We start from the raw sequence: 7,288 nt of genomic DNA on the forward strand, positions 1-7,288 counted from the left end.
CCACCAATGTGACACCAACTATCACCGGAGCGCCTGCCAATGGCACGGCGGTGGTGAATGCCAATGGGACAGTAACGTTTACGCCGGCACCGGGTTTCAGTGGGCCCGTGTCCTTCACTTACACCATCTGTTCGATTGCCACACCGGTGCAGTGTGCTTCCGCGGTAGTGAGCGTGACAGTGGTGCCGGTGACACCACAGTCGGCAGATGTACGGGTAACTAAGGTCGTCAGCAACGCACAGTCAACAGTAGGCGGAGTAGTTAGCTTTACCGTAACTGTCCAGAACCTGGGTCCTGGAGCAGCCGCTAACGTCACCGTCACCGATACGCTGGCCCGTTCTTCAACCGTTCAGATGCAGGGACCGGCAGTTGTGTCAAGAGGCACCTTCAATAGCACAACGGGTTTATGGATGGTTGGTAACCTAAATGCCGGTGAGACTGCTACAATGGTGATGAGTGTGCAACTGCGGGCTGAGGGGGTAATTACCAATTATGCCTCTGTCAGTAGTACGACAGCCGATCCGAACTCTGGTAACAACCTGGCCTCAGCCTGTGTATCGGTGCCGGTACAACTCTGTACGGGTGAAACCCTGGTGGTGAGTATACCGGCAGGTTTCCAGAATGTGCAGTGGTTCCGCAACGGGCAACCGGTGACCGGTGGGGTGACGGCTACCTCGATCACGATCACCCAGGGAGGCAACTACACTGTTACAGCGGCAAACGGAGCGTGTCCGCTGGGAGGAGGCTGTTGCCCGATAATTGTGCAGGCCATAGATTGCTGTCCGGCCGCTGTTTGTGTGCCGTTTGTTATAAGTAAAACACGTTCAACGGCAGTTCGTTAAGGAGAGGTAAACAACTAAACGAAAAAGAAGCGTCTTAATAGATAAAGTGTATGAGAAAGAGTCTGCTGATCGTATGGATAGGCCTGTTGGGGCTGGCTAGTCTGGCTCAGGCGCAGTATAAATCGCAGCACACGGTGCGCTATATGGTGACGTATGAGGCTAAAACCCAGCTATTCACGGCCTGGGTGGTGCCCGACTATAGTACGCCTAACCATTTTAATCCAGAGACGGAAGAGCGGGGAGCTACGGCACAGTTCACGCTGAAAGTCCCTAAAGACTTTGTGCTGAACAACCTAAAGGATGTACGGGGAACCTGGGATAAACAGGCCCGCAAGTTTGGTCAGGAGCCAGAGCTACAGCGAGCCGGAGCCGATGCTGCGTATGCGTATTACGTCATCGGCAAGGCTCCCCTGGAAACTAATTATGGGGAGTTTAAGCAGGGTGAGCCGGTGGCCATCTTCACCTTTAAAGGGCAGGGTGGCGATCCTGCGAAAGTACAGGCCCTGGAATGGAATGATCCGTTTGTCAAACTGGCCGATCAGTCGTTTTCGTTGAACGTAGCCAGCAGTTTCTACTCGCGCTCGGGGCAGGCAGCTAAAATGGAAGCCCGGCCGCTGGAGCAATTTGTGCAGCCGACCAACCTGCTGGATGTACTGAAGGAGTTGCAGCAGCGACTGGCGCTGGGGTCTTTCTCCAGCGAGTCGCAGGAGTTGGAAGTTGTTGCCTATCCAAATCCGACGGTCGATGTGATAAAGGTAAAATTCTTTTCACAAGTGCCAGATGAACCGGTAAAATTGGAGGTAGTAGATCTGAAGGGGATGGTGAAGCGAGCGAAGGAGTTAAAGACCAAAGTAGGTGTGAATACGGTAGAGTTTGATCTATCGGAGTTGCCGGGTAGTCCATACTTTATTAAGAAGAGCGAGGCTAATCAGGTGATAACAAAAAAGGTAATAAAAATATGAATCCTGTTGGCCTGGCCGGTGTACTCTGATTAAAAAATTCTACGTATTGACGTTACCAAAGGGCATTCAGCTAGCTGAATGCCCTTTTTTATGTTGGCACAATATTTGATAATAAAGATCGCCTTTTTTCTGGCATTGGCGAAGCAACTTTCCTATCGATCAGGCAAACATTAGCGCCACATATTAGAAAAATGGTTGCAAAGACTGTCTGCCCGAAAAAAATATTTTTTAGTCGGTTGTATCATATAATATTCTATAAGGTTCCATAAAATATAATTATTAAATTTAACCTAAAGAAATGTAACCACATCTGTGCATACAAAAATGATGGTAAAAAATTACTAGTAGCTCTGGTACATTTCTTGCCAATATGTGAAATCAGAGAAAAAGAAGAAAAGCCTGTGAAGAACCTTTACCTCTCCTCTTATCAATCGGCAAAAATTCTTGGCTGTCTTTTAAAGAGATTGCTGGGTGTGATCGCTTTCATAAGCGTATTTTCGTCGGTCGCTCAGGTAACAAGCCCGCAAATAGTTTCAGGTGTCGGCGTAGAAGCAGATATTTATGCCAACTTCCGTCAGTTTGGCACCTTCAATGCCGCTGGTACAGACGATTGGTTCTATCGTTCCAGCAATCCTGGTACCGGTCGTAATTTAATAGATACTACAGGAGCCGCCACACTGCGCTCGTTTTTCCAGAACTCAGCAAATAATCGAAATATCACGTTTACCAGACGGATGTCTGTACCTATTTATACCGTGGTAAACAACCGTCTTTGGTTAGATGCGCTTTATATCCGGGATAATTATTATCGGAATGCAAATAATAGTGACCCTACTGCCTTCATTGGCAGTAATAAGAATGGTGCTAATCCGAGCATATGGGTATTAGGTACAACGAACGTACCGGATAAAAACGACATTATGGACGTATACGTTCATGGTCGCAGAAACGGTACCAGCGTTAGTGATTCATTATGGATAATTGGCGGGGTAACTACCGTTGGAACTACCGGAGACAGCTATTTTGATTTTGAACTTTATCAGAGCCGAATTACCCAATCGGGTAGTCAGTTTATTAATGTAGGACCCGACGAAGGTCACACCGCCTGGACATTTAATCCAAATGGCACCATCAGTTCACCGGGTGATCTGATAGTAGCGGCCAGTTTTAGTAATACTGGTTTGAATTCATTAGAAGTTCGTATATGGGTAAAGCGAACGGATGTTACGGGCCCTAACGCGGTTACTCCTCAGCGATTCAACTTTACCGGTGTTATCGATGGTGGATCATCAAATTCCACCTATGTCTATGCAACGATCTCACCTAAACCCGGCTCGGGTACAATATATACGGGTTTTGTAAATACCGCACCCACAACGGCGTCTCCCTGGGGGCAGATTACCTCGACAGAAAACTATACGTCAGATTATTCTACTAATCAATTATTAGAGTTCTCTTTAAACCTGACCGCCTTAGGTGTTGACCCCGGACAGATTGCAGGTCGTACTGCCTGTGATCCCGCCTTTCAGCGGTTTATGGCTAAAACTCGCTCATCTTCCTCGTTTACTTCGGAGCTAAAAGATTATGCCGGCCCAAACGATTTTCTGGGTTTTCCAGCTGCTACTCTGGATTTAGGATCGAATCGCGTACTTTGTGAGAGCGAGTATCCTGCTACAGTCACAGTTAATGTAACGAATACGTCAGAATACAGTAATCCAACACTTAGCTGGACGGCCTCTAATGGTGGATCGATTAGTGGAACCACCTCTGGAACGGCCATTACTGCCCTTACGCCCGGAACCTACACGGTTACGGCTATTTCTTATCCCGGATGTCCGAATATCGATCAGAAATCGATTAATCTTTCTATTAAACCCACACCCGTCATTAATTCATCAACGCCGGTCAGTCAGTCTGTCTGTAACAACCAGGCTACGGCACCGGTTAGTTTTACTTCGGGAGCTACTTTATCCGGCAGCCCTACCAGTTTTACGGGAACAATCACATACAATTACAGTAATCCAGACCCGACTATTGGCCTGCCGGCCAGTGCGACGGGTCTTACCAGCGTACCGTCTTTTAACGCTGTCAATAGTGGTACTGCTACCAAAACGGTTGTCATTACCGTTACGCCGGTACTGAATGGCTGTTTAGGTACCCCCGTCAGCCTGACTTATACTATATTTCCCACACCAACGGTAAATGCGGTGACCAGTGCTACATATTGTGCGGGAGCAACGGTACCGGCTATCAACTTTAGCAGCCCAACGGCGGGGACAGTTTTCAGTTACACCAGTACCACCAACATTGGTTTCGGTACCACCGGCTCAGGGAACATCAACTCCTTTACCGCAGTAAATACTACCACAGCCCCTATTACGGCTACCGTGACGGTGCGTGCTTCCATCAATGGTTGTGTCGGACCCGCTCAGCTATTTACCATACGTGTTAATCCCAGTCCAACCGTCAATGCCATCAGTAGCGTTACGTACTGTCACGGGGCTACAGCGTCGCCCATCGTTTTTGGCAGTAACATCGTCGGCTCGACGTTCAGCTACACCAGTACGGCAAACGTAGGATTTGCTACTACAGCCTCCAGTACAACGGGTATTGCCTCATTTGTAGCTTCAAATACCACTACGGCTCCAATATCGGCTACGGTAACCGTCGTAGCTACTGCTACCGGCTGTTCCGGACCCGCTCAGACATTTACTGTAACGGTTTATCCGAGGCCAACGGTTAACGCGGTCACTAGTGCAACCTATTGTGCAGGCGCGACCGTTCCCGCTATCAATTTTAGCAGCCCGGTTGCCGGAGCAACGTTCAGTTATACCAGTACCGCTGATATTGGATTCGGTACCACCGGCACGGGTAACATCAATTCTTTCACGGCGATAAACAATTCCACCGCACCGGTTACCGCTACTATAACGGTAGTCGCATCGAGCGGTGGCTGTGCCGGAGCAGCGCAGACGTTTACGATACGCGTTAATCCCAGTCCGGTTGTTGGGGCCATCAGCAGTGTAACGTACTGCAATGGTGCAACAGCGTCGGCAATTCCGTTCAACAGCTCTTTGTCCGGTACAACGTTCGTCTATACAAGTTCTGCTAATGTTGGCTTCCCAACCAGCGGCACAACAACAACCGGCATTTCGTCTTTTGTAGCTACCAATACAACCACCGCACCCATTACAGCAACAGTAAATGTAGTAGGTACCGCCAATGGCTGTTCAGGAAGTGCGCAGGTCTTTACTATAACGGTTTATCCGACGCCAACGGTAAACGCAGTGACCAGTGCAACCTATTGTGCGGGCGCGACCGTACCCGCTATCAATTTTAACAGCCCGGTTGCGGGAGCAACCTTCAGTTACACCAGCACGGCTGATATTGGATTTGGTACTGCCGGTACAGGGAACATCAGTTCCTTTACCGCAATAAATAATACCACCGCACCCATTACGGCTACCATTACAGTAGTAGCTTCGGCAAATGGCTGTGCCGGAACCCCACAGACGTTTACGATACGCGTTAATCCAAGCCCCGTTGTGAGTTCGGTCGGTAGTGTTACGTACTGCAACGGGGCCACAGCCTCTGCCATCAATTTCAGCAGTCCAACGGCCGGGACAGTTTTCAATTATACCAGCACCGTCAATGTAGGATTTGGTACCAGCGGTACCGGTAATATAGCCTCCTTTACGGCGGTCAATGCAGGTGTCTCGCCGGTTGTGGCCCTGCTCACCGTAACTGGTACTGCGAATGGCTGTACAGGTCCAGCCACAAGCTTCAGTGTTACTGTGAACCCGTCTCCGGTTGTTAATTCAGTAAACAATCTGACAGTCTGTAACGGAGCGTCTGTATCGGCAATTCCGTTTAGCAGCCCCACCGCCGGAACTACGTTTAGTTATACGGTAAGCAATAATATCGGCTTTACAACTACCGCCACCAGTGTTACAGGTATTGCCAGCTTTGTAGCGTCGAATACAACAGCGACGCCAATAAACGCAACCGTAACGGTAGTGGGTACCGCTAATGGATGCAGCGGTCCTGCGCAAACGTTCACGATTCAGGTTAATCCAAGTCCGGCGGTGAACACAACGGCTACCAGCGCTACGTATACAAATGGTGCTATTGTTCCGTCGATTACGTTTACAAGCGCTACCACCGGAGCAACGTTTACCTATACAAGTTCAGTTGATATTGGCTTCGGCACATCGGGTAGTGGAAATATACCTTCGTTTACGGCAACCAACGGAACGCTCACCCGCCTGACTGCAACTATTAGTGTTACTGCTACCGCAGCAGGATGTGCTGGTCCGGCCACTTCGCTCACAATTACTGTCCTCCCGAATCCGCCGGTAGCTAACCCCGATGCATCAACTACGGCTCAGGGTACGCCTGTATCTACGACGGTATTAGCAAATGATTTTGCGAATGGCAACGCCGGATTTCCCGCCAGCACCGCTAATGTTTCGGTGACTGTGACAAGTGGGCCATTACACGGGAGTGCAGTGCCCCAGGGCAATGGTACAATTCTTTATACGCCTGCTGCGGGCTATTCTGGCCCTGATAGTTACACCTATACCATTTGCTCAATAACAGAACCTAACCTGTGTGCAACTACTACAGTATCACTCCAGGTAATCGGAGCAATTAGCGCGGTGCCGGATGCTTCCACCACTGCCCAGGGTACCTCAGTAACAACGGTGGTGTTGTCCAATGACGTAGTAAACAGCCAGCCGGCCTCAGCCACCAATGTGACGGTAAGTGTGACTACTCAGCCGGCCCACGGCACGGCGGTGGTCAACCCCAGCACGGGAGCGGTGGTCTACACCCCGGCCGCGGGTTATAGCGGGCTAGACTCCTACACCTACACCATCTGCTCGACGGTGCAGCCCAGTCTGTGTGCCACCACCACGGTGTCGCTGACGGTGGTAGGGGCCATCTCAGCCCAGCCTGACAACAGCACCACGGCTCAGGGCACCCCGGTGACGACGGTAGTGCTGGCCAACGATAATGTGAACGGCTCGCCGGCCAGTGCCACTAACGTGACGGTAAGTGTGACTACTCAGCCGGCCCACGGCACGGCGGTGGTCAACCCCAGCACGGGCGAGGTGGTCTACACCCCGGCCGCGGGTTATAGCGGGCTAGACTCCTACACCTACACCATCTGTTCGACGGTGCAGCCCAGCCTGTGTGCCACCACCACGGTGTCGCTGACGGTGGTGGGTGCCATCTCAGCCCAGCCTGACAACAGCACCACGGCTCAGGGCACCCCGGTGACGACAGTGGTGCTGGCCAACGATAATGTGAACGGCTCGCCGGCCAGTGCCACTAACGTGACGGTGAGTGTGACTACTCAGCCGGCCCACGGCACGGCGGTGGTCAACCCCAGCACGGGCGAGGTGGTCTACACCCCGGCCGCGGGCTACTCTGGTCCGGACTCGTATACTTACACCATCTGCTCGACGGTGCAGCCCAGTCTGT

General features: G+C 50.9%; 3 protein-coding genes. All 3 read left to right on the plus strand.

The window, feature by feature from the left end; all coding sequences use genetic code 11:
• On the plus strand, positions 1 to 842 hold an 842-nt coding region (locus ABD931_RS28710; protein WP_345271550.1), incomplete at its 5' end, for an Ig-like domain-containing protein.
• A gap of 50 nt (positions 843 to 892) precedes the next feature.
• Positions 893 to 1,804 (plus strand): T9SS type A sorting domain-containing protein, encoded by a 912-nt coding sequence (locus tag ABD931_RS28715; protein WP_345271551.1) that lies wholly within the window; start codon positions 893 to 895, stop codon positions 1,802 to 1,804.
• 920 nt (positions 1,805 to 2,724) lie between these two features.
• Positions 2,725 to 7,288: beta strand repeat-containing protein (locus tag ABD931_RS28720; protein ID WP_345271553.1), on the plus strand; the 4,564-nt coding region annotated here is incomplete at its 3' end.

The sequence above is a fragment of the Nibrella viscosa genome (genome assembly GCF_039541875.1).
In the GTDB taxonomy this organism is placed as follows: domain Bacteria; phylum Bacteroidota; class Bacteroidia; order Cytophagales; family Spirosomataceae; genus Nibrella; species Nibrella viscosa.

Coding starts and splice junctions, on each gene's coding strand:
- ABD931_RS28715 (WP_345271551.1), top strand. CDS start 893: ATGAGAAAGAGTCTGCTGATCGTATGGATAGGCCTGTTGGGGCTGGCT.